Source organism: Kitasatospora herbaricolor (assembly GCF_030813695.1).
Classification (GTDB): Bacteria; Actinomycetota; Actinomycetes; order Streptomycetales; family Streptomycetaceae; genus Kitasatospora; species Kitasatospora herbaricolor.
In genome coordinates, this window is record NZ_JAUSVA010000002.1 from 7,239,113 (window position 1) to 7,264,492 (window position 25,380).

Sequence of the window (25,380 nt, forward strand, 5' to 3'; positions counted from 1 at the left end):
GGTGCACGGCTCGGGCGCACCGTTCGTTCCAAGCGCACCGGCGACCGCTTGGAACCGGACCCCAAGCCGACTCCAAGCCGTCCCTGCCACGATCGGCGGGACTCCGCACGGTGCCCCGCCGATCGTGGCAGTGCCCGTGGCGGCAGTGCCCGTCGCGGCACCGTCCCGAACCCGAACCTGCCGGAAGGCTCCTGATGTCCTCCCTCCTCGGCCGCCTCGGCGGCGCCGCGGCGGCCAGACCGTGGCGCACCCTGGTCGCCTGGCTGCTGCTCCTCACCGCGGCCTTCGCGCTCGCGCTCACCGTCGGCGGCACACCGCGCGACTCGTACCGGGTGCCCGGCACCCCCTCGCAGGCCGGCGCCGACCTGCTGGCCGAGCGCTTCCCCGAGATGTCCGGCGCCGGGGCCCGGGTGGTCGTGCACGACCGCGACGGCGCCCGGGTTCCCGACGCCGTGCTGGGCGAGCTGACCGGCCGGCTGACCGGGCTGCGCGGCACCCCGATCGTGGCGCCGCCGGTGTTCTCGCAGTCCGGCGACACGGCGCTGATCGCCCTCACCTACCGGATACCCGTCACCTCCTTCGAGGGTTCCGAGGGTCTGGACGCGCTGCGCGCGGCCGCCGAGCCGGTCGAACGCAGCGGGCTGCAGGTCGAGTTCGGCGGCCAGCTGCCGGAGAACTTCTCGGCCCCCTCGGGCACCGCCGAGGCGATCGGCATCGTCGCGGCGCTGATCATCCTGGTGCTCGCGCTCGGCACCGTGGTCTCGGCGGGCCTGCCGCTGATCGTCGCGCTGGCCGGCCTGGGCCTGGGCAGCGCGCTGGTGTACCTGCTCGCCGCGGTCACCGACATCAGCGCCACCGCGCCCACCGTCGCCACCATGGTCGGCCTCGGGGTCGGCATCGACTACGCGTTGCTGCTGGTCAGCCGCCATGTCGAGGGCCTGCGCAAGGGGCTGACACCGCAGCGGGCCGCAGCCGAGGCGACCGCCACGGCCGGCTCCTCGGTGGTGGTGGCCGGCTCCACCGTCCTGGTCTCGCTGCTGGGCCTGAAGCTCGCCGGCCTGGCCACCTACTCCTCCTTCGGCTACGCGACCTTCGTGGTGGTCGGCGCGGTGATGCTGGCCTCGCTCACCCTCGTCCCGGCGCTCTGCTCGCTGGCCGGGCCGCGGCTGCTGCGCCGGGCCGAGCGGCGCGGGGCCGGGAAGCCCGCCGCCGGGCCGGCCGGCCCGACCCGCACCGAGCGCTGGGCCCGGCTGATCGGCCGCCGGCCGGTGGCCGCGGCGCTGACCTCGCTGGTGGTGATGCTGGCGCTGGCGGCGCCGATGCTGGCGATGCGCACCTGGCCGCAGGACGCCGGCATCCAGGCGGAGTCCAACACCACCCGCAAGGCGTACGACCTGGTGACCGCCGGGTACGGGCCGGGGGCGAACGGACCGCTGCTGGTCACGGTCGACCTGCGCAAGGTGGCCGCCGCCGAACTCCCGGCGATCGCGGCCCGGTTGCAGGCCGACCCGGGTGTCGCCGCGGTGGCCCCGGCGCTGCTGAACGGTGCGGGGGACGCGGCCGTGGTCGCCGTCCAGCCGCGGACCGGCCCTCAGGACACCGAGACCCGGCACCTGCTGGACCGGATGCGCGCCGGCCTGCTGCCGCAGGGCGCCGAGGTGACCGGTGTGGTGGCGGTCTTCGCCGACATCTCGGACCGGCTGGCGTCCCGGCTCTGGGTGGTGGTCCCGTTCGTGGTGGCGCTGTCCCTGATCCTGCTGACCCTGCTCTTCCGGGCGCCGGTGATCGCGCTGAAGGCGGCCGCGATGAACCTGCTCTCGGTGGCCGCCGCGTACGGCGTGATGACGGCGGTCTTCCAGACCGACGCGGGGGCCGGGCTGCTCGGCCTGCCGCACTCGGTGCCGGTGTCCTCCTGGGTGCCGATCCTGATGTTCACGGTGCTGTTCGGCCTCTCGATGGACTACGAGGTCTTCCTGCTGTCCCGGGTCCGCGAGGACTGGCTGGCCACCGGGGACGCCCGCGGCAGCGTGGAGCGCGGGCTCTCCGCGACCGGCCGGGTGATCAGCAGCGCGGCGGCGATCATGGTGGCGGTCTTCATCGGGTTCGCGATCGACCCGGACGTGACCGTCAAGATGATGGGGGTCGGCATGGCGGCCGCCGTCCTGGTGGACGCGACGATCGTCCGGCTGGTCCTCGTCCCGGCCACGATGACCCTGCTCGGCCGCGCCAACTGGTGGCTGCCGGCCTGGCTGGACCGCCTGCTGCCCGAGCTGAGGATCGAGCACGGGGACGGTCCGGCGCCCGCCGCCAGGGAGCGCGAGCGGGTCGGTGTCTGAGTCCCGCCCGTCCGTGCCGTCCGACGGCGTGACGCCCGGCGCCGTCCGGCCGCTCCGGCCGGTCTGACCGCGCCGCCTGTTCGGCCCGAGGGGGTCGCCGGCCCTTGGCCGGCGGCCCCCTCCGCGTCGCCGGGAGCGGGAGGGTGGATTCTGTACCTACTGGTATGTACAGTGAAGCCATGGCAACCCAGGACCGGCTGATCGAGAGCACCCAGGAACTCCTCTGGGAACGCGGCTACGTCGGCACCAGCCCCAAGGCGATCCAGCAGCGGGCCGGCGTCGGGCAGGGCAGCATGTACCACCACTTCGACGGCAAGCCCGACCTCGCGGCCGCCGCGCTGCGGCGCAGCGCCGAGGAGATGCGCGCCGTCGCCGAGGAGCGGCTGGCCGGGCCCGGCACCGCCTACCAGCGGATCGAGGCGTACCTGCTGCGCGAGCGCGAGGTGCTGCGCGGCTGCCGGATCGGCCGGATGGCGCAGGACCCGGAGGTGGTCGCCGACCCGCGGCTGCGGGCCCCCGTCGAGGAGACCTTCGACTGGCTGCGCGGCCGGATCGCCGAGGTGATCGCCGAGGGCCGGGCGGCCGGCGAGTTCGCCCCCGGGGCCGACCCGGCGGACACCGCGGCCGCCGTGGTCGCGGTCGTCCAGGGCGGCTACGTGCTGGCCCGGGCCGCCGACAGCGTGGAGCCGTTCCGGCAGGCCGTACGCGGAGCCCTCGGTCTGCTCGCCGGCCTGAACACCCGGGCCGGCGCCTGAGCCGCCGGTCCGTCGCGCCCCGGTCGGCGCCTGAGCCGCCGGCCCGTCGCACCCCCGCAGGCCAGCACCCTCCCGACGGAGAGGACCACCGTGCACGCGATGCAGTACGAGATCACCCTGCCCGCCGACTACGACATGGAGATCATCCGCAAGCGGGTCGCCACCCGCGGCCACCTGATGGACGACCACCCGGGGCTCGGCCTGAAGGCCTACCTGATCCGGGAACGCGGCGACGCGAGCGGCTCACCGGTGAACCAGTACGCGCCGTTCTACCTCTGGAACACCGTCGAGGGGATGAACGGCTTCCTCTGGGGGCCCGGCTTCCGGGGCGTCGTCACCGACTTCGGCCGCCCGGTGGTCCGGCACTGGCTGGGGGCCGGGTTCCGGCCCGGCCCGGCCGTGGACGCCGTGCCGCTCAGCGCCACCCGCCGCACCGAGCGCATCCCGGAGGGCACCGACCCCGCCGAGGCGGTCGAACGGGCGTTCGCCGAACTGCCCGAGGACGAGGCGCTGCACAGCGCGGCCGTCGCCGTCGACCCCGGCCGCTGGGAGCTGCTGCGCACCGCCCTGTGGCGCGGCGGCCCGCCGGAGCGGTCCGGCACCCGGTACCAGCTGCTCCACCTGTCCCGCCCGGGACTCCACGACCTGCCGGCCGGCCGGCACTGGTGAAAGGACCTGACCCGATGGCACTGCCCGACCTCACCCCCGCCCCGCCCGACCGCGAGGCCGGCTACCGGCTGCTGGACGAGCTGGCCGGCCAGGAGACCCAGGACACGACCCTGCGCGGCCTGGACGAGCTGGCGCCCGGCTTTCCGGACTGGATCGTCACCAGTCTCTTCGGCGGCACCTACCAGCGCCCCGGCCTCGAACTGCGGGACCGCCAGCTGGTCAACCTCGCCGCGCTGGCCACCCTCGGCGGGGTGGAGCCGCAGCTCGCCGACCACGTCCGCAACAGCCTGCGGATCGGGCTGACCCGGGAGCAGGTCGTCGAAGTGATGGTCCACCTGGCGCCGTACGTCGGGGTGCCCAAGGCGCTGGCCGGCCTGCGGGTGGTCGCCGCCACCCTCGCGGAAGAGGTGCCGGACGCCGGGGCCGGCGCGTGAGCGCCGTCCGCACCGTGCTCGGGGACGTCGACCCGGCGCTGCTCGGCGTCTGCGACGCCCACGACCACCTCTTCCTCGCCTCCCCCCGGCTGCCCGGCCAGGAACTGGACGACCCGGAGGCGGCCGGGGTCGAACTGCGGGCCTTCGCCGCCGCCGGCGGCCGGGCCCTGGTGCAGTGGACGCCGTACGGGATGGGCCGCGGCGGCGACCGGCTCGCCGGTCTCTCCCGCGCCAGCGGCGTCCACCTGGTCGCGGCCACAGGCCTGCACCAGGACGTGCACTACGACCCGGCCGTGCTGCGGGGACTGTCCGGGCCCGGCGCCCTGGCCCGGCTGTTCGTCGAGGAGCTGACGACGGGTCTGCGCGAGGACGGCGCCCGGCCGGGCGGGGAGCCGGCGGGGGAGCCGTCCGGCGTGCGGGCCGGCCTGGTCAAGGTGGCCGGCGGGTTCCACGGCCTGGACGGGCACGCCCGCCGGGTGATGACGGCCGCCGCCGAGGCCCACCACGCCACCGGTGCGCCGATCGGCGTGCACCACGAGCTCGGCACCGGCGCCCCCGACGTGCTGGACCTGCTGGTCGACGGCCTCGGCGTGCCGCCCGAGCGGGTGATCCTCGGACACCTCAACCGGTTCCCCGACCTGCGGCTGCACCGGCAGGTGGCGGAGTCGGGCGCCTTCATCGCGCTCGACGGCCCGTCCCGGGCCAACCACGCCACCGACCACCACCTCTTCGACACCCTGGCCGCCCTGGTCGAGGCGGGCCACGCCGGTCAGCTGCTGCTCGGCGGTGACACCACCACCCGGGCGGCCCGGGGGGCGCCCGGCCTGTCCTTCCTGGTCGGCGGCCTGGCGGCCCGGATCACCCGGGAGTTCGGCGCGGATCTGGCCGGGCTGCTGCTGGTGGCCAACCCGGCCCGGGCCTTCGCGGCCGACTGGGCCTGACGGGCCGCCGGCCGGCGCCCCCTCAGGGGCCGGCGGGCCGCGGGGCCTTCACCCCGTGGACGGCGGTGTACTCGGCCGCCAGCCAGGGCCCGAGGTCCTCGATCAGTACGGCGAGCGCGGCTCGGTCGGCCGAGGGGCGGCGGCCGAGGTCGGCGGCCAGCCGCAGGTGCCCGGCGCGCTCGGGGTAGTAGCGGCCGAACACCTCCGCGGAGGTGTCGAGATCGCTGGTCCAGCCGCCCCAGCGCGGCATCACCAGGGTGAGGCCGGTGCGTACCGTGCGGCGGCCGACGGCCCTGGCGAGCGCCCGGACCTCGGCGTCGGTGCGGGCGGCGGCCAGCCGCTCGCGCCAGCGGGGGAGGAGGCCGCCCAGGTCGCCGTTGGTCTCCCGGGCGAGCAGCGAGGTCGGGCGGTAGCGCGGCAGCCGGGCGGCGAGGTCCTCGCCCAGCAGCGGGGTGCAGAGGCAGGCGACGAACCAGCCGAGGTCGTGGCGTTCGCGTTCGCCGAGCAGGGTGTCCACGTCGAGGAGCAGGATCCCGGCGCCGTCGATCACGGGGTGGGCGGCGTCCAGTCCGGCCTCCAGAACCGCGGCGTCGGCCCGGTCGGCGGCGGTGGGGGGCCGGCGCAGGGCGAGCAGCAGGTCGAGGTCGGAGACCCCGGGGGTGGCGGTGCCGCGCGGGACGCTGCCGTAGAGGTAGGCGCTGTGCAGCCGCTCCGGGCCGAACAGCGCCGTGACGCGGGCCCGGGAGTCGGCCACCACCGCAGCGAAGGCGGGCGGCACCCGGTCGAGGGCGCCCTCGCGGGCGATGCAGCCGTCCTGGTCGAGTCCTGGAGCAGTCATGCCCCTCACCCTGCCGGGCCCGGGCGGCCTCGCGCCAACGGGTTTCCGCTACGCCCGGCCGGCCGGCGCCGTCCCTGCGGGGGAGGCCCGCAGCCGCAGGTCACGCCTTCGTCGCGTACCGGGCCAGCACCAGGTCCACGCCGGAACCGATGATCCGCGCCAGTTCGTCCTCGGAGGTCTCGGCGTCGGCCCGGAAGGTGTGGACGAGCTGCGGCACGCCGACGGTGGCGGCCACGAACTGCTGGACGGCGAGCGCCGGGTCGGGGGCGTCGAGTTCGCCGCGCGCGCGGAGTTCGGTGAACGCGGTGATCAGCGGCTCGTTGTACATGTCGAAGGTGACCCGGTACCAGAGCTGGCCGAGCTGCGGGAACCGGTCGATCTCCCCGATGACCAGCCGGCGCAGCGACATGATGTCGGGCCGGAGCAGGATGTGCGCCCAGTCGACGGCGAGGTCGATCAGCGCGGTGCGCAGGTCCGGGGCGTCGGCGATGCCGGCGGCGCCGCACTCCAGACGGGCGTAGGTCTGCGGCAGTATCCCGCCGACGACGGCGAGGAAGAGCCGCTCCTTGTTGCCGAAGTGCTTGTAGATGGTGGCCTTGGAGACCCCGGAGCGGTTGGTGATGGCGTCCATCGAGGCGGCCGAGTAGCCCTCGCGGAGGAACTCCACCAAGGCGGCGTCGATGATCGCCTGCCGCTTGCGCTGCGACACGTCGACGGGGGCCGGGATGACGGGGATCCCGTACTCGTCCAGCGGGCCCGCGGGCTCGACTCCCATGGTGGTACTTCCTCTGTGTCCGCAGGTGGGGGAGGGGACAGACTACACGAATCGACCTCCTGACCATACTGAACCGTACGGTTGACTGTACTGAACCGAGTGGTTTAGTTTTCTCCGTGTCGAGGCCGATCCGCCCACGGACCGGCCGTCCAGAGGTTTCTGAAGGAGCATCACCATGAGCGTCTCCAAGGTCTTCGCCATCTCCGGCTCGCTCCGCGCCGGCTCGCACAACACCCACCTGCTGCGCGCCGCCCAGAAGTTCACCCCGGGCGACATGGAGATCGAGATCTTCGACGGCCTGCGCGAGATCCCCCCGTACGACCGTGACCTGGACACCCCCGAGGCGCGCCCGGCCGTCGTCAACGAGCTGCGCCGCCGGGTGCACGAGGCCGACGGCCTGCTGATCGCCACCCCGGAGTACAACTACTCCGTTCCCGGCGTGCTCAAGAACGCGATCGACTGGCTCAGCACCGACTGGAGCGGCACCGAGGGCCGTCCGCTGTCCCGCAAGCCGGCCGCCATCGTCGGCGCCGCGCCCGCCAACTTCGGCTCGGTCCGCGCCCAGCTGGCCCTGCGCCAGGTGCTCGCCGGGACGGACACCGACGTCGTGGTCAAGCCCGAGGTGCTGGTCTTCCGCTCGCACGAGCGCTTCGACGAGGAGGGCAACCTCACGGACGAGCTCTCCGTCTCGCTCCTGCAGGACGTGCTGACCGCCCTGCAGGGCAAGATCGACGCGGACCGGGCCCGCCGCCTGGCCGTCTGATCCCGGCGCCGGGCCGCCCGCCCGGCTGCCCCCCCTGCCGGGCTTCCCCCCCCGGCCGGGCCCGCACGACCCACCTTCCCCGCACGACGCCTTCCCCGCCCGACCCGTCCCGCCCCGTGCCGCCCGGCCGCCGTCATCGGCCGGGCGGCACAGTGCGCCACCTGCGGGTTCCTCCCCGGCCGGGGGATAAACTCGATCATCGTGCCCGGCCCGGTCGGGCCGGCCCGTGGAACCGGGCCGGCCCCGGGGGTGTCGTAGGGGCGGGGGCGCGCATTCGATCGGGGAGCAAGTAGGACATGGGCCTGACGAGCCACAAGGTACTGGCACTGACCGTGCTGTTCGCCGTCCTGGTGACGGCCGGGACGGTCCGGATCTGGCCGAGATTCGCCCGGCCCACCTGGACGGCCGTGCTCGGCCGGATCGGGACGATCATGGCGACCCAGCTCGCCCTGCTGGCGGTGATCGGCCTGCTCGCCAACAACTACTTCGCCTTCTACAGCAGCTGGGACGACCTGCTGGGTTCGGGGGACGACGGCCCGGTCGAGATTCGGACGAAGCTGGACGCCGGCCACGGCGACCGGGTGGAGCCGCTCGGGCGGGTCCCGGTCAAGGGCGGCGGGGCGGTCGGCCGCGAGCCCGGGCAGGCCGGGGAGATCCAGCAGGTGCGGATCCCGGGCGCCACCACCGGGCTCAGCACCGAGGGCTACGTCTACCTGCCGCCGCAGTACTTCCGGCCGGAGTACGCGCACCGGACGTTCCCGGTCGTGATCGTCACCACCGGCTTCCCCGGGGACGCCAGGAACCTGGTGACCAGGCTCAACTACCCCGGGGCCGCGCTCCGGCTGCTGCAGAGCGGCCGGATGCAGCCGACCGTGCTGGTGATGATGCGCCCGTCGCCGGCGATGCCCGCGGACACCGAGTGCGAGGACGTCCCGGGCGGCCCGCAGTCCGACCGGTACTTCACCGAGGACGTCCCCCGGGCCGTGCGCGGCAGCTACCGGGTCTCCGCCGACCCGCAGGCCTGGGGCCTGATGGGCAACTCCACCGGTGGCTACTGCTCCCTGAAGCTGGCCATGCGCCACCCGGACGTGTTCCCGACGGCGGTCTCGCTCTCCGGCTACTACCGCGCCGCCGAGGACGCCACCACCGGCGACCTCTTCCGGGGCAGCCCGCAGCGCCGGGACGACGCCGACCTGATCCGGCGGCTGAACCACCCGCCGCACCCGAAGATCGCCGTGCTGCTGGCCGGAACCCGCGAGGGGGACGGCGACTACCGTCGCCAGACGGAGGAGTTCGCGGCCGCCGTCCGGGCCCCGATGAAGGTGTCGTCCAGCATGCTGAAGAGCGGCGGGCACAACTTCCAGACCTGGGAGCGGCTGCTGCCCTCCTCGCTGGAGTGGCTCTCCCGGCAGCTGAAGGTCCCGGCCGGGACGTGACGCGGGCCGGGCCGGCTACGGTGCGATCGGCGCCAGGGTCCCGGTGTGCAGCTCGCCGACCCGGCCGCCCTCGCCCTCGTACGTCCAGAAGGCCCGGACGGTCAGCTCGGCGAGGTCCATCACATGGCTGACGGTGATGCCGCTCTGCTCGGTCCAGCTGACGAAGTACTGCTCGGGGCCGACCTGCGCGACGTGCAGGGCGACGTCCTCCCACTGCCCGGCCGACTCGCCGAGGCCCTCCCAGCGCAGGCGCTTCCCGTCGGCCGAGTAGGCGTTGCGGAACTCGGCGCCGTTGTCGACCTGGAAGAGGTAGGTACGGCCGGCGAAGGCGGGCAGGGGCGCGGTCATGGCTGGGCTGTCCTCGTCGTCTCGTGTCGGTGGGACGCGACCGGTCACCCGGGCGCGCCCCACCAACCTATCCGACGGTGTCGGGCTTTCGGCCCTACTTCAGGTACGGGCCGTCCGTGCCGACCTTGCCCGGAGCCGCGTTGGCGCCGCCCAGGTCCAGCACGTACACCCGCAGGTTGCCCTTGCCGGGGGCGGCCACCGACAGGGTGCCGTTGGTGACGGTGCGGACGTCACCGCTGACGGCGTCCTTGTAGGTGCCGTTCGGGATCCCGGTGTACGTCGCCGCGTTGGTCACCGCGACCAGCGCGAACGAGTCGGTGCCGCCGGCCGCGTCGGTGTAGCGGCGCTTGAAGGCCATGTCGCCCGACACGCCGGTGGTCGAGTACTGCCCCATCTGCAGGGCCGGCACCGCCCGGCGGATCTGGTTGAGCCGCTGCACCTGCTTGACCAGCGGCTGGGCCAGCGTGCCGGCGACCGCGCCGGAGGCGCCGGAGACCACCGAGAAGTCCGAGGCGGTCACCTCGCCCGCGATCTTGTCGCCGTAGTAGGCCCGCCCGGTGGTGGCCAGCGGGCAGGTCGGGCCGCAGTCGATCTGCTTCCCGGCCTGGAACTCGATCTCGGAGCCGTAGTACAGCGTCGGGATCCCGCGGAAGGTCCACATCAGCGCCATGTTCTCGGCCCACGCGTCGGTTCCGCCCGCGTACCGGGTGCTCGACTTGTTCGGCCCGAAGTCGTGGCTGTCGACGTAGACCACGTTGTACGTGGCGTCGTTGGTGGAGTCGTCCGAGTCCTTGCCGTTGTTGAAGGCGTTCGAAGCGTCACCGAAGTTCATGTGCATGCGCATGTCGATGATGTTCATGCCGCTGAACTGGCTCTTGTCCGGCGTGTGGTAGCTGTTCCCGTCGAGGAAGGCGTTGCTGGACGTCGGCTGGTTGGCGGTGCCCATGGTGTTCTCGTAGGTGAACTGGTCGAGCGCCGCCTGCACGTCGTCTGAGGTGTACTCCTTGCGCTCCTTCCAGGTGAAGAACTGCGCCGAGTGGTTCACCGAACCGCGGTTCCACTTGTCGTTGACGAACGCGCCGACCTCGCCGAAGACGAAGAAGCTCGCCGCCTTGGCCGCCCCGAACTTCTGGTTGACCTCGCTGTAGATGGCCGGCAGGAAGCGACGGTTCCAGGTCACCCGGGGGATGTGCACGGCGGTGTCGATCCGGAACCCGTCCACGCCCATGTCGATGTACTTGTTGTAGGCGCCGATCAGGTACTGCTGGACGACCGGGTTCTCGGTGTTGAAGTCGGCCAGGTCCTCGTGCAGCCAGCAGGAACGCGAGTCCTCGCCCTCCCAGTTGCCGATCCAGCACTGGTGGTACAGCGCCTTCGGGAACATCCCCGAGGTCGGGTTGGGCCACTGGCAGTTGTAGACCGTGTACCCCTCGGCGCTGCGACCCCCGGTCGGCACGCCCCAGTTGACGCAGGTGTTGCCGGCCGGCGCGGCGGTCGACCACAGGTCGCCGTTGTAGTACGACTTGCCCGACACCGGGTCGACGGTCAGACCGTCGTACTCGAAGCCCGCGTTCGGGGCGTCGTAGTACCAGCTCCACTGCGCGTCGCGGACGCCGTAGACGGTGGGCGTGAACAGGCCCTTGGCACCCCAGCGGGAGCTGTGGTTGTAGACCACGTCCTGGTAGATCTTGATGCCCTTGGCGTGCGCGGCGTTGATCAGGTCCTGGTACGAGGCACCGGCCGACTCCAGCCGCGGGTCGACCTTGTAGAAGTCGTAGCCGTGGTAGCCGTGGTAGTCGTAGTCCGAGCGGTTCAGCACCACCGGCGTGATCCACATGGCGGAGAAGCCGAGCGCCTTGATGTAGTCCAGCTTCTGGACGACGCCCTTGAAGTCGCCGCGGAACATCGGGTCGTTGTCGGCCGCGTTGCCCGACTTGACGTCCTGGCTGCCGCCCCGGTCGTTGCTGGTGTCACCGTCGTAGAAGCGGGCGGTGAGCAGGAAGTAGATCGGGTCCTTGCGCGGGTCCCCGCCGAGCGGGATGCCGCCGGCGGCGGGCGGCGGCGCGGTGCCGGTGGTGGCGCAGCCGGGCGCGCTCGCCGCCGACAGGTTGCCGGCCGCGTCCAGCGCCTTCACGGTGTAGCAGTAGTAGGTGGTCGCCTCCAGGCCGGCCTCCGAGTACACCGTGGAGCCGGTGTTGATCACGGAGGTGCCCTTGGTGCCGCCGGTGCGGGTGATCTGGTAGCCGGTGACGGCGGTGTTGTCGGTGGAGGCGTTCCAGGTCAGTACGACCGCCGTGGCGGTGGCGCTCGCGGTGACGGCGGCCGGCACGGTCGGGGCGGTGGTGTCCGGCACCACGGCGGCGCACGGGTCGGTGGCGGCGGTGGTCACCTTCCGGTCCTTGACCGTGTTGTTCCCGCCGGTGAGCACGTAGTTGACGCCGTTGTTGTTGTCCCAGACGCCGTTGCCGTTGTTGAAGGCCGCCTGCCAGCCGGTGGCGGTGCCCAGGCCGACCGTCTTCTTGACCCAGCCGGCGCAGGCGGCGTCCATGCCGATGCCGGGGGCGGTGGTCCAGCTGCCGCCGGTAGGTGCCCAGTGCAGGTTGACGGTGCTCCAGCCGACGCTGGTGGTGGAGTACCAGACGGTGGCCGAGGTGCCGGTGGGCGGCGTGGTCGCGGTCGCGCTGGGGCTGGCCGTGGCCGTGGCCGTCGGGGTGGCCGTGGCCGTCGCGGAGGGCGAGGCGCCGGCGCTCGTGGAGGGGGACGGCGACGGGGTCGGGTCGGTGCTGCCGCACGGGTCGCTGTGCGCGACCGCGCCGGCCTTGACGGTGACGGCGCCGGTGCCCAGTTGGTAGTTGGCGCCGCCGTTGCTGTCCCAGGTGCCGGAGCCGTTGTTGAAGGTGGCCTGCCAGCTGGTGGCGGTGCCGAGCGCGACGGTCAGCTTCACCCAGCCGGTGCAGGCGGCCGCCATCCGGGTACCCGGGGCGGTCGTCCAGCTGCCCCCGGCCGGTGCCCAGTGCAGGTAGTAGGCCGACCAGTTGGTGGTCGCGGTGGAGTAGAAGACGGTGGCCGAGGTGGGGGTGGCGTTCGCGCACGGGTCGGTGGAGCTCACCGCGCCGCCGGTCACCGCGCTGACGCCGCTGCCCAGGGCGTAGTTGGCGCCGTTGTGGTTGTCCCAGCTGCCGGCGCCGTTGTTGAAGGTGGCGGCCAGGCCGGTGGCGGCGCCCAGGTCGACGGTCTTCTTGAACCAGCCGTCGCAGGCCGCGTCCATCGGGACGCCGGGCGAGGTGGTCCAACTGCCGCCGGTGGGGGCGTAGTGGAGGTCGACGGTGGACCAGCCGGCCGTCGGCTTGTAGTAGACCGTGGCGGTGGTGGCCGCGTGGGCGCTGAGGGCGGGGATCAGAGTGGCGAGCAGACCGGCGAGCACGGCCACCACGGCGGCCAGTGGTCTGCGGTGCCGGTGGGGTCCGCTGCGCCGGGGCGCATGGCGAATGAGGTCCACGACGGGACTCCTCGGGGCGGGCCGCCGGGTGGGGCGGCCGGTCGGGTGGGGGAGGAGCGCACGGCCCGTGGGCAGCGTCGAGCGCCGCAAGATCTTGCAGGCGCTGCGCCGTTGGGGCTCTTCACCGCTGCCCTGGGGGTGGGGAGGGCTTGCGGTGCCGCGATCCTGTCTTGCGCAAAGCTCTGCAAGATGTTTCAGGAGCGTACTCGTCCGTAAATCCGACGTAAAGAGGTTCGCGGCCACCGGCTCCGCCGGGCGCGCCGCCGGGCCGGTGTTCGCGCGGTCGGGTCGGCCCGCCGGCGCCGGGACTGTGGTCGTGGCCGGCGCCGGGGGTGACGAAGCCGCCCGCACCCCCGGTGCGGGGTGCGGGCGGCTGCGGTGCGTCGGGTCGCCGGCGGGCGGTACGGTCCTGTCAGCAGCCGAAGTTGACCTTGCGGAAGGTCGCGTAGTGATCGGCCGTGTAGTAGTCCTCGTGGTAGACCTTGCCGGTGACCATCCGGCGCGCGCCTCTGGTCGAGGAGCCGGGCGTCTTGACGGTGTACTCGTGGTAGTAGCCGGTGCTCTGCGAGGGCAGCACGCCCTCGCGGTTCTGGAACACGATCCCGTCCTGCGAGTACGGGAACGGCCCGTTCGTCGCGATCAGGTTCAGGGTGTCCCTGGCCTGGCTCGGCAGGGCGGTGAGACAGACGGTGCCACTGACGGTGGCGTGGGCGTCGGCGGCGAACACGGCGGTCGGGGCCAGTGTGAGCAGGCCGACGGCGGCGACGGAGGCGGCGCGGGTCTTCAACGCGCGTAGAGTGTTTCGCATGGCAGCAGTCTGAAGCCCGCCCGGGCGCCCGCGGAAGGCATCCGAAGGCCCGGCGGCGACTCTTCATGTACGCGTAACTGCCCTAAAACCCGGGCGACTTCAACCGTCCGCCGACCGGCCCGGCGGGCACCCCGCGCACACCGGGCGCACACCCGGACGACACTCCGTCCGGCCCGCTCGCCGGGGGCTGCCGGTGGCCGCCCGGCCGCCGGATAACCACCTGCGGGTCGCCCCGCCCCCGGGTTAGCGTGAGGGCATCCCCGTCCAGGGGCCGGAGCGCGAGGAGCGGGAGGCCGGAGTTGAGGCCCGATCAGGTGCTGGTGTTCGACGCCGACGACACGTTGTGGGAGAACAACGTGGTCTTCGAGCGGGTGATCGCCGACTTCCTGGACTGGCTGGCGCATCCGGCCCTCGGCCGGGCCGAACTGCGGGCCGTGCTCGACGAGGTCCAGTCGGCCAACGCGGTCACCCACGGCTACGGCAGCCGGATGCTGGTCCGCAGCCTCCGCGACTGCGTCGGGCGGCTGCGGGGCCGGCCCGCCACGGCCTCCGAGACCGCCGAGATCGATTCCCTGGCAGCCGTGCTGACCGATTTTCAGGTCGAGCCGGTGCCCGGGGCGGCCGAGACGCTGGCCCGCCTGGGTGAGCGCCACACCCTGCTGCTGCTCACCAAGGGTGACGCCGAGGAGCAGCGGCGGAAGATCGAATCGTCCGGTCTGGCGCGGTACTTCCGGGCAATGGAGATCGTCCCGGAGAAGGACGAGGCCACCTACCGGCGATTCGTCTCCTCGCACGGGATCGTCCCCGCCGACGGGTGGATGATCGGCAACTCCCCGAAGTCGGACATCCTGCCTGCCCGCCGGGCCGGCCTGAACGCCGTCTTCATCCCCAACGACAACACCTGGGTGCTGGAGCACACCGAGCTGGACCCGGCCGACCCCGGCGTGCTGCACCTGCGCAGTCTCACCGAGCTCCTGGACCACTTCTGAGCCCGGGGCGCGAACCCGGACACCCGCCGACGGAAGGCCCGACCCGATGACCGACCCCGCCCCCACCGAGGCGGCCGCCCCCGCGCCCGCCCCCGCGCCCACCGTCTCCTGTGTCTTCGTCTGCCACGACGGCGCGGGTCGGGTGCTGCTGGCCCGGCGCGGCGCCGGTGCCCGGGACGAGCCGGGCACCTGGGACACCGGCGCGGGGGCGCTCGAATTCGGCGAGACCTTCGAGGCCGCCGTGGCCCGCGAGGTCCAGGAGGAGTACACCGCCCCGCCCCTGGCGATCGAGACGATCGGGGTGCGCAACATCCTGCGCCCCGACCCGGCCTCGCACTGGGTCGCGGTGGTCTTCGCGGTCGAGGTGGACCCGGCCCGGGTGGCGATCGGCGAGCCGCACAAGTTCGACGAACTGGGCTGGTTCACGCCGGACGCGCTGCCCTCCCCGCAGCACTCGCAGCTCGCCCCGACCCTCGCGCTGTACCGCTCCGGCCGGGGCTGACGGCAACCGCGACGCGTCGCCGGCGGCCGGCCCGGCCGGTCACTCGGGGACGATCGCGACCTCGAACGGCTGCCGGTTGTCGGACATGTCCGGGTCGTCCGGTCCGACCACCACGACCCGGCCCCCGGACAGGGTGCTGGGGGCCGGAGTGTCCGCCGCGACCCGGACGGGCACCAGGGCGGTGGCGCTGCGCAGCGAGGACAGGCCGGGCGGGAACGAGCAACGCACCCGGCGGCCGTCCTCGGAGACCTGGCACGACTCGGGGAAGAACGGCCCCTCGGCCCGGGTCCCGGCCGGCAGGACGACCAGCACGGTGAAGCCGGAGGCCGTCCGGTCCGGTCCGCCGTTGGTCACGAAGGCGTGCACGGTGGTGCTGCCGCCGGGATGGACGGCCTCCGGGTCGGCCCGCCCCACGTGGAGGTCGGACACCGCCCGCCCCTGCTGCCCCGCGTCGTCCGGCGCCGTCCCGTCCGGGGTGTCCCCGGTGAGGCTGTTACGGGTCAGGTCGTGTCCGGCCGGGCCGTGCGCCGTCCGGCCGTGTCCGGCGGGGGTGTCCGTCGCCGGCCGGCCGGCCGCGTCGCCCGGGTCGCCGGCGCCGGTGTCCGCGAGGCCCGCCGCCGACGGTGAGCCGGCGCCCGTGCCGAGCGCCAGCACGGCGCAGGCGGCCACCAGGAGTCTGCGTACCAAGCCTCGGGACAACGCCCTCACCCGCCTATTGCCTCACCGGCCCGTCACCGCGCGCGCCGCCTCGGCACAAGAGTGAACCGCCCGGTGGCGGCAGCCCGGGAAACACTCCGGCGCTGCTCGAACGAGTGAACGCCGGTGTCCGGCAGCTGCCGCACCCCGCCCCGGCGCTCCGCGGGCCCGGCCGGACCGCCGCCCCGGCGCCGCCGACGGGGCGTCAGGGCGGCTCAGGGGGCCAGGACCTGGCCGAGCCTCGCCGCGATGTGCCGCATCACCGGTACCAGCGAGGCACTGCCGGCCTGCTCCTCCAGCGCCCGGATCCGCGCCTCCGGCCCGGAGACCGACAGGGCGGTGGGGGTCGGCGCGCCGGGAACGGCCACCGCGATGCAGCGGACGCCGATCTCCTGCTCCTGGTCGTCCACCACGTAGCCGCGCTCGCGTGCCTCGGCCAGGTGGGCCAGCAGCAGCCGCGGGTCCGTCAGGGTGTACGAGGTGTGCGCGGGGAGGGGGTTCGGGCCGAGCACGGCCCGGGCCTCGTCCTCCGGCAACTGCGCCAGCAGTGCCTTGCCGACGCCGGTGCAGTGCGGCTGGACGCGCCGTCCGACCTCGGTGAACATCCGCATCGAGCGGCGGGACTGGACCTGCCCGACGTAGACCACCTCGCCGCCCTCCAGAACGGCCAGGTTGGCGGTCTCGTCGGTGGCCTCCATCAGCTCGGCCAGGTAGGGGCGGGCCCAGCTGCCGAGCAGCCGGCCGGCGGTCTCGCCCAGCCGGATCAGCCGTGGGCCGAGGGTGTACCGGCGGGCGGTGTCCTGGCGGACATATCCCTGCTGGACGAGGGTACGAACCAGGCGGTGGATGGTGGGCATGGGCAGGCCCGAGGAGGCCGAGAGTTCGCTGAGCGTCGCCACCCCGCCCGCGTCCGCCAGCGCCTCCAGCAGCTGAAAGGCGCGTTCGACGGACTGCACGCCGCCGCTCGCGCGGTCGGTGCCTGTCGTCGATGCTGTGTCGGGGGTCGCAACCACCGGCGTTCCCTTCGCTGTCGGGGGAGGAGTAGAGTCCCAGCGATCACCTCAACAAACCGTTGAAATTCTGTATCGCGGAAACTAGTCTCCACCTTACAGAATCAAACCCGCTACCACGCGGGTTCAGATCAAGGAAGTTCCCACCGGAGCTCCCTTCGCCAGGCTCAACCGTCCAAGGAGTGTCCTGCCCATGGCTACAGATCAGGGACCCGCCGGCGTTTCCACCGCCGCTCCGGTCGTCACTGTCGCCGGTCCGCGCGTCGCCCGCGCCGAGGAGGTGCTCACCCCGGAGGCGGTCGCCTTCGTGGTCGGCCTTCACCGCGCCTTCGAAGGTCGCCGCCAGGAGCTCCTGACCCGACGAAAGAGCCGCCGGGCCGAGATCGCGAAGGCGGGCACCCTCGACTTCCTGCCCGGGACGGCCGAGGTCCGGGCCGGCGACTGGAAGGTCGCCGAGGCTCCCCGCGCGCTGCAGGACCGCCGGGTCGAGATCACCGGCCCCACCGACCGCAAGATGGTCATCAACGCCCTCAACTCGGGCGCCCGGATCTGGCTCGCCGACTTCGAGGACGCCACCTCCCCGACCTGGGAGAACGTGGTCAGCGGCCAGGTCAACCTGATCGACGCCTTCGAGGGCCGGATCGACTTCGGCACCGAGGCCGGCAAGTCGTACACCCTGAAGCCGGCCGCCGAACTGGCCACCGTCGTGGTCCGCCCCCGCGGCTGGCACCTCGACGAGAACCACCTGCTGGTCGACGGGACCCCGGTCGCCGGAGCCTTCCTCGACTTCGGCCTGTACTTCTTCCACAACGCCGCCCGGCTGCTGGCCCGCGGCGCCGAGGACCCGAACTCCGGCCCGTACTTCTACCTGCCGAAGACCGAGAGCCACCTGGAGGCCCGGCTCTGGAACGACGTCTTCACGCACGCGCAGGCCGCCCTCGGCATCCCGTACGGCACCGTCCGCGCCACGGTGCTGATCGAGACGATCACCGCCGCGTTCGAGATGGACGAGATCCTCTACGAGCTGCGCGACCACGCCGCCGGCCTCAACGCGGGCCGCTGGGACTACCTGTTCTCCATCGTCAAGAACTTCCGCGACGCCGGCGAGCACTACATCCTGCCGGACCGCAACAGCGTCGGGATGACCTCGCCCTTCATGGCCGCCTACACCCGCCTGCTGGTGCAGACCTGCCACAAGCGCGGCGCGCACGCCATCGGCGGCATGGCCGCCTTCATCCCGTCCCGCCGCGACCCCGAGGTCAACGCCGCGGCCCTGGAGAAGGTCAAGGCCGACAAGGACCGCGAGGCCGGCAACGGCTTCGACGGCTCCTGGGTGGCCCACCCGGACCTCGTCCCGGTCGCCCGCGCCTCCTTCGACGCCGTGCTGGGCGAGCGCCCCAACCAGAAGGACAACCCCGGCTCCCCCGAGGCGGTCACCCCGGCCGAGCTGCTCGACATCGCCGGCGCCGGCGGCACCTGCACCCACGCCGGCCTGCACAACGCCGTCCAGGTCGGGATCCGCTACATCGAGGCCTGGCTGCGCGGTCTCGGCGCGGTCGCGATCTTCAACATGATGGAGGACGCCGCCACCGCCGAGATCTCGCGCTCGCAGATCTGGCAGTGGATCCACAACGGCGTGGTGCTCGCGGACACCGGCGAGAAGGCGACCGCCGAGCTGGTCCGCCGGCTGGTGGCCGAGGAGCTCGCGGAGCTCCGTGCCGAGCTGGGCGACGAGGCCTACGCCGGTGGGCGCTGGAACGAGGCCGCCAGGCTCTTCGAGCAGGTCTCCCTCGCGGAGGACTTCGCGGACTTCCTCACCCTGCCCGCGCTGCCCCTGCTGGGCTGAGCCCCAATCTATCCAGCCGCGACCGGGCTGCCGCCTTCCATGTTGTAGCACCGGTCGCGGGCATTGCTCCGTTCCGTACGGCGCGCGGATCCTTCGCGCCACCGCGTCCGGCACCGCCCTCGGAGGTGCCGGCGCGTCCGTTGCCGGCGGCCCGGCCGGGGGACCTCCGTGGTCCACCCCGGCCGGGCCGTCCGGCATGTCCGGCCCCGCCACCGCGGCGGAGCCAGGAGGAGGCCCTGATGGCCCGTATCTTCTTCAACGGCCAGGCGATGGCGGGCGGCCCGTTCCACGCCTCGGTGGCGGACGGTCTGATCGGCCCGGTCCGCACCGCGCCCGGCTACCGCTTCTTCTCGATCGGCGACGTCTGCCCCGGCCTGCTCCCGGCCCCGGGCACCGGCACCGCGATCGAAGGCGAGCTGTACGACATCACCCTGGAGCACCTGCGGGACGTGATCCTGCCCGGCGAGCCGCGCGAGCTGGAGCTGGGAGTCATCGAGCTGGCCGACGGCAGCGCCTGCCTGTCGATGCTGCTGGCCCGCGGCGAGCTGGAGAAGGGCGCCCACAAGGAGATCACCGAGTACGGCGGCTGGCGCGCCTACCTGGCCACGCTGGGCCGCACCGCCTGAGACCCCGCCCACGAGGGTGTCCGGGGGCGGCGGGGACAAGTCCGTGCCCGGACACCCGCGGGGGAGCGGCCGCACGGCCGCCGGCAGGCCGGAGCGGCTGCCGGAGCGGGCTCGGCTGCGGCTCCCGGCGCCCGGCAGCGGCGTGGTGAGGTCACCCGCCCGCAGGGCCTTCCCGGCACGGGTCCGGCGCCTGCGGCCGTCCCGTTGTCGGTCCCCCCGGGCAGGATGCCGGGCATGGACGACGACACCTTCTGGCGCCTCCTCGGCGACGCCCGTGCCCAGGCGTACGACGACGAGCAGCAGGCCGAGAACCTCACCGGCCTGCTGGCGGCACTGCCGCCCGAGGAGATCGTCGCCTTCGAGCGGCTCTACTCCGGGCACCACGACCACGCGTACACCTGGAGGCTCTGGGGGGCCGGGTACGTCATCAACGGCGGCTGCAGCGACGACGGGTTCCACTACTTCCGCGACTGGCTGATCGCCCGCGGCCGGGCCTGCTACGAGCAGGCGCTGGCGGACCCGGACGGGCTGGCGGACATGTTCTGGGCCGAGGGCGAACTCGCCGAGGCCGAGTCGGTCGGGTACGCGGCGGCCAAGGCCTACGAGCGCGTCACCGGCGCCGAACTGCCCCGCCCCGCGGTCACCGCCGGCACCGCGCAGGCCGCTCCGGCCGGTGAGCCGTGGGAGGAGGAGGACCTCGCGGACCTGCTGCCGAAGCTCTCGGCCCGCTTCGGCTGACCGGCCGCCGGGCTGAGCTGCTGCCCGGCCACCCGGTTCGGCAGCGCCCGCCCGCTCCCGGGCACGCCGCAGCCCCGGACCCTCGCCGTGGGTCCGGGGCTGCGTTCCGCGCGCCCGAGGGGGGCTCACGGAGTCCGGGTCACGCACCGTCCCTGGGCGGACCCGGAGTTGCGGGGTCGCGGCCGCCGCCGGGCGGCGGCCGCGAGGGGAGGCCGGCTCAGCCGCGGGCCGCGAGGTCCTTGGCCGCGCGGGCGCAGGCCTGGGCGATCCGGTCCTCGTTGACGGTGGTCAGGATGCCCTTCTCGACCACCGGGTTGCCGTTGACCAGCAGCAGCGCCAGCGGCGGGAGGGCGCCCAGGGCGAGGGCGGCCACCGGGTCGGCGATCGAGGAGTGCATGATGCCGTCGATCTTCCAGAGCGCCAGGTCGGCGAGCTTGCCGACCTCGATCGAGCCGATCTCGCCCTGCCGGCCGAGCACCCGGGCGCCGCCCATGGTGCCCAGGCGCAGCGAGCTGCGGGCGGTGAGCGCGTCCGGGCGGCCGTGCAGCCGGTTGATCAGCAGGGCGTTGCGCAGCTCGGTGCCGAGTTCGCCGGACTCGTTGGAGGCGGTGCCGTCGACGCCGAGGCCGACCGGCACGCCGGCCTTCAGCATGTCCGGGACGCGGGCGATGCCGGCCGCCAGACGGGCGTTGGAGGACGGGCAGTGCGCCACGCCGGTACCGGTCTCGGCGAACTTGGCGATGTCGGAGTCGTTCATGTGGACGCAGTGCGCCATCCAGACGTCCTCGCCGAGCCAGCCCGTCGACTCGAAGTAGTCGGTCGGGCCCATGCCGAACAGCTCCTTGCAGAACTGCTCCTCCTCGGCGGTCTCCGAACCGTGGGTGTGCAGGCGCACGCCCTTGCGGCGGGCCAGCACCGCGGCCTCGCGCATCAGCTCGGTGGAGACCGAGAACGGCGAACAGGGCGCGATGGCGATCTGCAGCATCGAGTCGAAGGAGGAGTCGTGGTAGCGGTCCACGGCGGCCTCGGAGGCGATCAGGATGTCCTCGGTCTTCTCGACCGCGTGGTCCGGCGGGAGGCCGCCGTCCTTCTTGCTGCGGTCCATCGAGCCGCGCAGCGCGGTGAAGCGCATGCCGAGCTCCTGGACGGCCTCGATCTCGGCGCCGAGGATGTCGCCGCCGTCCTTCGGGAACACGTAGTGGTGGTCCGAGGCGGTGGTGCAGCCGGACTTGAGCAGCGCGGCGGCCGAGCCCTGGGCGGCTGCGTGCACGAGCTTGTCGTCGATCCGGGCCCAGGTCGGGTACAGCGCGACCAGCCAGTCGAACAGGATGTTGTCCTGGGCCAGGCCACGGGTGATCCACTGGTAGAAGTGGTGGTGGGTGTTGACCAGGCCCGGGGTGATCAGGTGGCCCTCGCCGTTGACCCGGCGCACCACGTTGTCCAGCCACTGCGGGGCCGGGCCGTCGCCGACCGACTCGATCTTGTTGCCGAGGACGACGACGTGCCCGCGGGCGTACTCGGTGTCGTTGGCGTCGACCGTGGCGATCGCGACGTTCTCGATGACGATCCGCTGGTCGGCGGGCGGGGGCTGGACTGCCATGGTGGGACTCCTATGGGGGGAGGGGGAGGGGGAGCGTTACGCGCCGTGGCGGTTGTACCGCTCCCCCCGCCGGTCAGGACGGTGTCGCCGTCGGCACGGTCGCTCCGGGCGTGTCGCCGGTGGTGGAGCGGCGGGCCGCTCCGGCGTGGTGGAAGAGCAGGTTGAGCAGGACGGCCATCACGCAGCCGGCCGAGATCCCCGAGTGCATCAGGGTCCGGACGGCCTCCGGGAAGGCGTCGTAGAACGTGGGCGCCGCGATCGGGACGATCCCGACCCCGAGCGAGACGGACACCAGGACGGTGTTGGCGCTGGACTCCATCCCGGCCTCCGCGAGGGTGCGGATGCCGCTCGCCGCGACCGTGCCGAAGAGCACGATCCCGGCGCCGCCCAGGACGGGCTGCGGGACGAGGGAGACCAGCGATCCGAGCACCGGGAAGAGCCCCAGCAGGATGAGGATCCCGCCGCCGGCCGCGACCACGAAGCGACTGCGGATCCTGGTCAGCGCGACCAGCCCGATGTTCTGGGCGAAGGCGCTGGCCGCGAAGCCGTTGAAGACCGGGCTGATCGCGGTGGCCAGGCCGTCCGCGCGCAGGCCGGCGGCCAGGGTCTTCTCGTCGGCCTCGCGGTCGACGATCTTCCCGAGGGCCAGCATGTCCGCGGTGGACTCGGTCATCGAGACCACCATCACGATGCAGAGCGAGACGATCGCCGCCGCGTCGAACACGGGGGCGCCGAAGTGGAACGGGGAGGGGAGCGCGAAGACCTTCGCGTCCCTGACCGCGCCGAAGTCGGCCAGGCCCAGCGGGAAGGCGAGCAGGGTGCCGATCGCCAGTCCGACGAGCAGCGAGAGCTGCTGCCAGAAGCCCCGGAGCAGCCGGTTGCAGAGGACCACCGCGACGAGGGTGAACGCGGCGAGGCCGATGGCCCGCATCGAACCGAATCCAGGGGCGCCGGGGGCGCCGCCGCGGGCCCAGTTCACCGCCACCGGCAGCAGCGAGACCCCGATGAGGGTGATCACGGTGCCTTGCACGACCGGTGGGAAGAATCTGATCAGCTTGCAGAAGTACGGCGCCGCGAGGAAGCACAGGAGCCCCGCGACGATCACCGCCCCGAAGATCACCGGAAGGGCGTCCTTCGGGCCGTGCTCCTCGGCTATCGCGATCATGGGTGCGACGCCGGCGAACGAGACGCCGTTCACGAACGGCATCCGGGCGCCGATCTTCCAGAAGCCCAGGGTCTGGAGCAGGGTGGCCAGTCCGGCGGTGAACAGACTGGCCGAGATGAGCAGGGCGAGCTCGGCGGGGGAGAGTCCCACGCCGGCGCCGACGATGAGCGGGGGCGCGACTACGCCCGCGTACATCGCGGCGACGTGCTGGAGTCCGGTGGAGAGGAGTTTCACCGGGGGCAGCAGCTCGTCCACGGGATGGACCGCCGGGCCGGACGGTGTGCCGGAGTGGGTGTGCGGCACACCGTCCGGACCCTTCGGTCCGTCAGGGGTGGAACCGCCGTCTGCGGTGCTGTTGGTGCGGAATGCCATGTCGAGCCCCTCTTGTGCTCATGGCTCCCGGCGCGCCCGTGGCGCTGGAGACCGGCTGAACTCGCCTGGGCCGAGGGTGGGACGGCGGTACAAGGATCCCTCGGCCGGTCTCTCCAGTTCCCCGGGCCGGCCGCCGTGAGGCGAGCACGATCTCCGGTTGGTGGGGGTGGAGAAACAACTGGTGCGGTTGAGCGGGGTGTTGCGCTGACATGCGGTACTGCCTGGCCCTGCGGTGGCGCGGTGGCAGCCGGTGTCCTGGTCCGCCGCCCGGTACCGCCCGGCCGGCCGGGGCCGGAGGGTGCGGCGGTGCTGGGCGGGGGTCATGACGTCGGTACCGTCGGTGCGGGCGGGGTCAGGCGACCGGGATGACCGGGACGACGCCCTCGCGGTGCACGGTGCCTTCGATCAGGCCGTACATGCGGTCCGCGGCGTAGTACACCTCGTTGTCGTTCTTGAGGCCGAAGGGCTCCAGGTCGACCAGGAAGTGGTGCTTGTTGGGCAGCTCCAGGCGGACCTCGTCCACCTCGGAGCGGTTGTTGAGGACCCGGGTGCCCATCGAGTGCAGGGTCTGCTGCAGCGAGTAGGAGTAGGTCTCCGCGAACGCCTCCAGCAGGTGCCGCCGTACGTGGGTGTAGGAGCGGTTCCAGTTGGGCTGGGCCTCGTCGTCCTTGCCGGTGAAGCCGTACTTCCAGCGGGCCGTCACCTGGGTGGCGAGGATCCGGTCGTACGCCTCCTGCAGAGTGGTGTACTTGTCCTTGATGTAGCCCCAGAACTCCGAGTTGGTGGAGTTCATCACGACGAGGTCCTTGAGGCCCGAGATCACCTGGACGGACTCACCGTCGTAGACGATCTCGGAGGTCCGGGTCTCGCCGCCGTTGCGGACGAACGAGTGGCCGACCTCCTCCGAGCCGATGAACCGGGCGGAGTTGTCCGGGGTCTTGATCCGGTCCCAGGTGTACTCCTCGATCCGGATCCGGGCGCGGTGGATCGGCTCGTTGTTGTCCACGAAGTGCTTCGCCAGCGTGATGCCGAACTGCTCCGCCGACTCGATCCCGTACTCCTTCGCGAAGGCGAAGACGGTGTTCTTGGTGGTGTCGGTGGGCAGGCAGTTGGCGTTGGAGCCGGTGAGGTGGACGTCGTCGAGGTCCCCGGAGAGGGCGACCGAGACGTTCAGGTCCTTGATCTCGTGACGGGTGCTGTCACGGTAGACGCGGACGATGCGGTTCTCCGCCTTGCCGTACTGGTTCTGACCGAGCACGTGGGCCATGACGTGGCTCCCAATCAATCAAGCGGTCTAGCTTCCGCGGTAGACCGAGTATCCGAACGGGTTGAGCAGCAGCGGCACGTGGTAGTGGTGCTGCGCGGGCGCGACCGTGAAGACGATCGAGACCTCGGGGAAGAACGGCGCCTCGTCCGACCCGGCCGCGTAGTAGGCGGCGGTGTCGAAGAGGAGCCGGACGACCGAGCCCGCCTCCACGGCCGGCAGGTCCTTGGCCCGGCCGTCGGAGTCCGTGGCGGAGGTGCCGAGCACCTTCCAGCCACCCTCGGTGTGCAGTGCGAGCTCGACCGGGACACCCTCGGCCGGGCGGCCGAGGCTGGTGTCGAGCACATGCGTGGAGATGCCAGTCATGGGTGAATTGACCTTACTGATGGCAGGAGTGACATGCGGTCAGACGGGTGATTCGTCCAACAGGCGGTTGATCCGGATGTCGTTGATCTTGCGCAGTTCGCCCCGGACGATCTCCGCCTCGGTGGCGGCGTCGTTGGGGAAGCGCTCGCGGAGGGAGGCGAGCATGGTGGCCGCGGTGCGGCCGGTCGCGCAGATCAGGAACACGTGGCCGAACTTCGCCTCGTAGGCGTCGTTGGCCTCCTGCAGGTCGGCCAGGAGGGTGCTGTCGACTCCCTGGATGCCGGCCTGCTCGCGCTCGGAGGTGGCGTCGCCCGCCTTGGGCTTGCCGATCCGGGCGTGGCCCGCCATCGCGTCGGCGAGGTCGGGGGCGGACAGTGCGGCCATGGCCGCCGCGTTGGCGGCGAGCAGCGCCGCACGGTCGGACCAGGGCCGTGCCGAGGCGACGGCGGCGGCCCATCGGGGGCTGGAGCAGATCTCCAGCAGGGTCTTCTCCAGCTCGGCGGCCGGGGCGGCCGCCAGTGCCCGGAGGGCGCCGGCGGCTTCGTCCGGTGCCGGAGGGCGGGACGCTGGGGGGTGGTTGGTCACGGGTGGACCTCCTGAAGAG

At 72.9% G+C, this 25,380-nt stretch carries 24 protein-coding genes; 12 read left to right on the forward strand and 12 right to left on the reverse strand.

Features of this window, described 5'->3' with window-relative positions:
- Nucleotides 1-194 precede the first annotated feature (194 nt).
- The 5 genes from J2S46_RS31440 to J2S46_RS31460 all read left to right on the forward strand — a co-directional run bounded on the left by J2S46_RS31440 (nt 195) and on the right by J2S46_RS31460 (nt 5,135).
- Complete coding sequence (locus J2S46_RS31440; RefSeq protein ID WP_191287921.1) at nt 195-2,336, forward strand: MMPL family transporter; 2,142 nt, start codon at nt 195-197, stop codon at nt 2,334-2,336.
- A gap of 179 nt (nt 2,337-2,515) precedes the next feature.
- On the forward strand, nt 2,516-3,091 hold the full coding sequence (locus J2S46_RS31445) for a TetR/AcrR family transcriptional regulator (protein ID WP_442358323.1): 576 nt from the start codon (nt 2,516-2,518) through the stop codon (nt 3,089-3,091).
- Between the two features lie 90 nt (nt 3,092-3,181).
- Nucleotides 3,182-3,760: a DUF4865 family protein gene (locus J2S46_RS31450; protein ID WP_191287923.1), complete on the forward strand. Its 579-nt coding sequence runs from the start codon at nt 3,182-3,184 to the stop codon at nt 3,758-3,760.
- A 14-nt stretch (nt 3,761-3,774) separates the two neighbouring features.
- Nucleotides 3,775-4,194 carry a carboxymuconolactone decarboxylase family protein gene (locus J2S46_RS31455; protein ID WP_191287924.1) on the forward strand — a complete coding sequence of 140 codons (420 nt, stop codon included), beginning with the start codon at nt 3,775-3,777 and terminating at the stop codon, nt 4,192-4,194.
- Nucleotides 4,191-5,135, forward strand: coding sequence for a phosphotriesterase family protein (locus J2S46_RS31460; RefSeq protein ID WP_191287925.1), 945 nt, complete (start codon nt 4,191-4,193; stop codon nt 5,133-5,135). Before J2S46_RS31455 ends, J2S46_RS31460 begins: the two co-directional genes overlap by 4 nt.
- 22 nt (nt 5,136-5,157) lie before the next feature.
- Here the strand turns inward: J2S46_RS31460 and J2S46_RS31465 are convergent, their stop codons facing one another.
- Nucleotides 5,158-5,973: a nucleotidyltransferase domain-containing protein gene (locus J2S46_RS31465; protein WP_191287926.1), complete on the reverse strand. Its 816-nt coding sequence runs from the start codon at nt 5,971-5,973 to the stop codon at nt 5,158-5,160.
- A gap of 100 nt (nt 5,974-6,073) precedes the next feature.
- Nucleotides 6,074-6,748, reverse strand: coding sequence for a TetR/AcrR family transcriptional regulator (locus tag J2S46_RS31470; protein WP_191287927.1), 675 nt, complete (start codon nt 6,746-6,748; stop codon nt 6,074-6,076).
- A 175-nt stretch (nt 6,749-6,923) separates the two neighbouring features.
- Here J2S46_RS31470 and J2S46_RS31475 point away from each other — a divergent pair, with 175 nt between their 5' ends.
- Nucleotides 6,924-7,511, forward strand: coding sequence for an NADPH-dependent FMN reductase (locus J2S46_RS31475; RefSeq protein WP_191287928.1), 588 nt, complete (start codon nt 6,924-6,926; stop codon nt 7,509-7,511).
- 296 nt (nt 7,512-7,807) lie between these two features.
- Nucleotides 7,808-8,947 (forward strand): alpha/beta hydrolase, encoded by a 1,140-nt coding sequence (locus J2S46_RS31480; protein WP_191287929.1) that lies wholly within the window; start codon nt 7,808-7,810, stop codon nt 8,945-8,947.
- A 15-nt stretch (nt 8,948-8,962) separates the two neighbouring features.
- Here J2S46_RS31480 and J2S46_RS31485 read toward each other — a convergent pair whose 3' ends face one another.
- The 3 genes from J2S46_RS31485 to J2S46_RS31495 form a co-directional block, all read right to left on the reverse strand.
- Complete coding sequence (locus tag J2S46_RS31485; protein ID WP_073921753.1) at nt 8,963-9,295, reverse strand: MoaF-related domain-containing protein; 333 nt, start codon at nt 9,293-9,295, stop codon at nt 8,963-8,965.
- 94 nt (nt 9,296-9,389) lie between these two features.
- A complete protein-coding gene (locus J2S46_RS31490) occupies nt 9,390-12,794 on the reverse strand; it encodes a carbohydrate binding domain-containing protein (RefSeq protein WP_229911991.1) in 3,405 nt (1,134 codons plus the stop codon).
- Nucleotides 12,795-13,206: 412 nt separating this feature from the next.
- On the reverse strand, nt 13,207-13,602 hold the full coding sequence (locus J2S46_RS31495) for a guanyl-specific ribonuclease (protein ID WP_191287930.1): 396 nt from the start codon (nt 13,600-13,602) through the stop codon (nt 13,207-13,209).
- A gap of 299 nt (nt 13,603-13,901) precedes the next feature.
- Between J2S46_RS31495 and J2S46_RS31500 the strand changes: the two genes are divergently transcribed.
- Both J2S46_RS31500 and J2S46_RS31505 read left to right on the forward strand, forming a co-directional pair.
- Nucleotides 13,902-14,591 carry an HAD family hydrolase gene (locus J2S46_RS31500; RefSeq protein ID WP_191287931.1) on the forward strand — a complete coding sequence of 230 codons (690 nt, stop codon included), beginning with the start codon at nt 13,902-13,904 and terminating at the stop codon, nt 14,589-14,591.
- 46 nt (nt 14,592-14,637) lie between these two features.
- Nucleotides 14,638-15,093, forward strand: a complete 456-nt coding sequence (locus J2S46_RS31505) for an NUDIX domain-containing protein (RefSeq protein WP_191287932.1) — start codon at nt 14,638-14,640, stop codon at nt 15,091-15,093.
- Nucleotides 15,094-15,132: 39 nt separating this feature from the next.
- On the opposite strand, the gene J2S46_RS31510 is transcribed toward J2S46_RS31505, so the two are convergent.
- On the reverse strand, nt 15,133-15,780 hold the full coding sequence (locus tag J2S46_RS31510; protein WP_191287933.1) for a hypothetical protein: 648 nt from the start codon (nt 15,778-15,780) through the stop codon (nt 15,133-15,135).
- Nucleotides 15,781-16,004: 224 nt separating this feature from the next.
- On the reverse strand, nt 16,005-16,802 hold the full coding sequence (locus tag J2S46_RS31515; RefSeq protein WP_191287934.1) for an IclR family transcriptional regulator: 798 nt from the start codon (nt 16,800-16,802) through the stop codon (nt 16,005-16,007).
- Nucleotides 16,803-16,992: 190 nt separating this feature from the next.
- Between J2S46_RS31515 and aceB the strand changes: the two genes are divergently transcribed.
- The 3 genes from aceB (at nt 16,993) to J2S46_RS31530 (ending at nt 20,009) form a co-directional block, all read left to right on the forward strand.
- On the forward strand, nt 16,993-18,645 hold the full coding sequence (gene aceB, locus J2S46_RS31520) for a malate synthase A (RefSeq protein WP_191287935.1): 1,653 nt from the start codon (nt 16,993-16,995) through the stop codon (nt 18,643-18,645).
- A gap of 239 nt (nt 18,646-18,884) precedes the next feature.
- The gene (locus J2S46_RS31525) at nt 18,885-19,271 is read left to right on the forward strand and encodes an allophanate hydrolase-related protein (RefSeq protein ID WP_191287936.1); all 387 of its coding nucleotides are present in this window, start codon (nt 18,885-18,887) and stop codon (nt 19,269-19,271) included.
- Between the two features lie 234 nt (nt 19,272-19,505).
- Nucleotides 19,506-20,009 (forward strand): DUF4240 domain-containing protein, encoded by a 504-nt coding sequence (locus J2S46_RS31530; protein ID WP_191287937.1) that lies wholly within the window; start codon nt 19,506-19,508, stop codon nt 20,007-20,009.
- A 217-nt stretch (nt 20,010-20,226) separates the two neighbouring features.
- Here the strand turns inward: J2S46_RS31530 and J2S46_RS31535 are convergent, their stop codons facing one another.
- From J2S46_RS31535 to uraD, 5 genes are all read right to left on the reverse strand, one after another.
- The gene (locus J2S46_RS31535; protein WP_191287938.1) at nt 20,227-21,609 is read right to left on the reverse strand and encodes an 8-oxoguanine deaminase; all 1,383 of its coding nucleotides are present in this window, start codon (nt 21,607-21,609) and stop codon (nt 20,227-20,229) included.
- 73 nt (nt 21,610-21,682) lie between these two features.
- Nucleotides 21,683-23,146, reverse strand: coding sequence for a nucleobase:cation symporter-2 family protein (locus tag J2S46_RS31540; RefSeq protein ID WP_191287939.1), 1,464 nt, complete (start codon nt 23,144-23,146; stop codon nt 21,683-21,685).
- Nucleotides 23,147-23,498: 352 nt separating this feature from the next.
- Nucleotides 23,499-24,413, reverse strand: coding sequence for a factor-independent urate hydroxylase (gene pucL, locus J2S46_RS31545; protein WP_073921742.1), 915 nt, complete (start codon nt 24,411-24,413; stop codon nt 23,499-23,501).
- Nucleotides 24,414-24,440: 27 nt separating this feature from the next.
- A complete protein-coding gene (gene uraH, locus J2S46_RS31550) occupies nt 24,441-24,776 on the reverse strand; it encodes a hydroxyisourate hydrolase (protein WP_191287940.1) in 336 nt (111 codons plus the stop codon).
- Between the two features lie 39 nt (nt 24,777-24,815).
- Complete coding sequence (gene uraD / locus J2S46_RS31555; RefSeq protein WP_191287941.1) at nt 24,816-25,361, reverse strand: 2-oxo-4-hydroxy-4-carboxy-5-ureidoimidazoline decarboxylase; 546 nt, start codon at nt 25,359-25,361, stop codon at nt 24,816-24,818.
- Nucleotides 25,362-25,380: the final 19 nt, after the last annotated feature.

What these genes read in the sequence shown, in the direction of transcription:
- J2S46_RS31440 (WP_191287921.1), top strand. Translation starts at nt 195, where the DNA reads ATGTCCTCCCTCCTCGGCCGCCTCGGCGGCGCCGCGGCGGCCAGACCG.
- J2S46_RS31445 (WP_442358323.1), top strand. Translation starts at nt 2,516, where the DNA reads ATGGCAACCCAGGACCGGCTGATCGAGAGCACCCAGGAACTCCTCTGG.
- J2S46_RS31455 (WP_191287924.1), top strand. Translation starts at nt 3,775, where the DNA reads ATGGCACTGCCCGACCTCACCCCCGCCCCGCCCGACCGCGAGGCCGGC.
- J2S46_RS31465 (WP_191287926.1), bottom strand. Translation starts at nt 5,973, where the DNA reads ATGACTGCTCCAGGACTCGACCAGGACGGCTGCATCGCCCGCGAGGGC.
- J2S46_RS31470 (WP_191287927.1), bottom strand. Translation starts at nt 6,748, where the DNA reads ATGGGAGTCGAGCCCGCGGGCCCGCTGGACGAGTACGGGATCCCCGTC.
- J2S46_RS31475 (WP_191287928.1), top strand. Translation starts at nt 6,924, where the DNA reads ATGAGCGTCTCCAAGGTCTTCGCCATCTCCGGCTCGCTCCGCGCCGGC.
- J2S46_RS31480 (WP_191287929.1), top strand. Translation starts at nt 7,808, where the DNA reads ATGGGCCTGACGAGCCACAAGGTACTGGCACTGACCGTGCTGTTCGCC.
- J2S46_RS31485 (WP_073921753.1), bottom strand. Translation starts at nt 9,295, where the DNA reads ATGACCGCGCCCCTGCCCGCCTTCGCCGGCCGTACCTACCTCTTCCAG.
- J2S46_RS31495 (WP_191287930.1), bottom strand. Translation starts at nt 13,602, where the DNA reads ATGCGAAACACTCTACGCGCGTTGAAGACCCGCGCCGCCTCCGTCGCC.
- J2S46_RS31505 (WP_191287932.1), top strand. Translation starts at nt 14,638, where the DNA reads ATGACCGACCCCGCCCCCACCGAGGCGGCCGCCCCCGCGCCCGCCCCC.
- aceB (WP_191287935.1), top strand. Translation starts at nt 16,993, where the DNA reads ATGGCTACAGATCAGGGACCCGCCGGCGTTTCCACCGCCGCTCCGGTC.
- J2S46_RS31525 (WP_191287936.1), top strand. Translation starts at nt 18,885, where the DNA reads ATGGCCCGTATCTTCTTCAACGGCCAGGCGATGGCGGGCGGCCCGTTC.
- J2S46_RS31530 (WP_191287937.1), top strand. Translation starts at nt 19,506, where the DNA reads ATGGACGACGACACCTTCTGGCGCCTCCTCGGCGACGCCCGTGCCCAG.
- J2S46_RS31535 (WP_191287938.1), bottom strand. Translation starts at nt 21,609, where the DNA reads ATGGCAGTCCAGCCCCCGCCCGCCGACCAGCGGATCGTCATCGAGAAC.
- J2S46_RS31540 (WP_191287939.1), bottom strand. Translation starts at nt 23,146, where the DNA reads ATGGCATTCCGCACCAACAGCACCGCAGACGGCGGTTCCACCCCTGAC.
- pucL (WP_073921742.1), bottom strand. Translation starts at nt 24,413, where the DNA reads ATGGCCCACGTGCTCGGTCAGAACCAGTACGGCAAGGCGGAGAACCGC.
- uraH (WP_191287940.1), bottom strand. Translation starts at nt 24,776, where the DNA reads ATGACTGGCATCTCCACGCATGTGCTCGACACCAGCCTCGGCCGCCCG.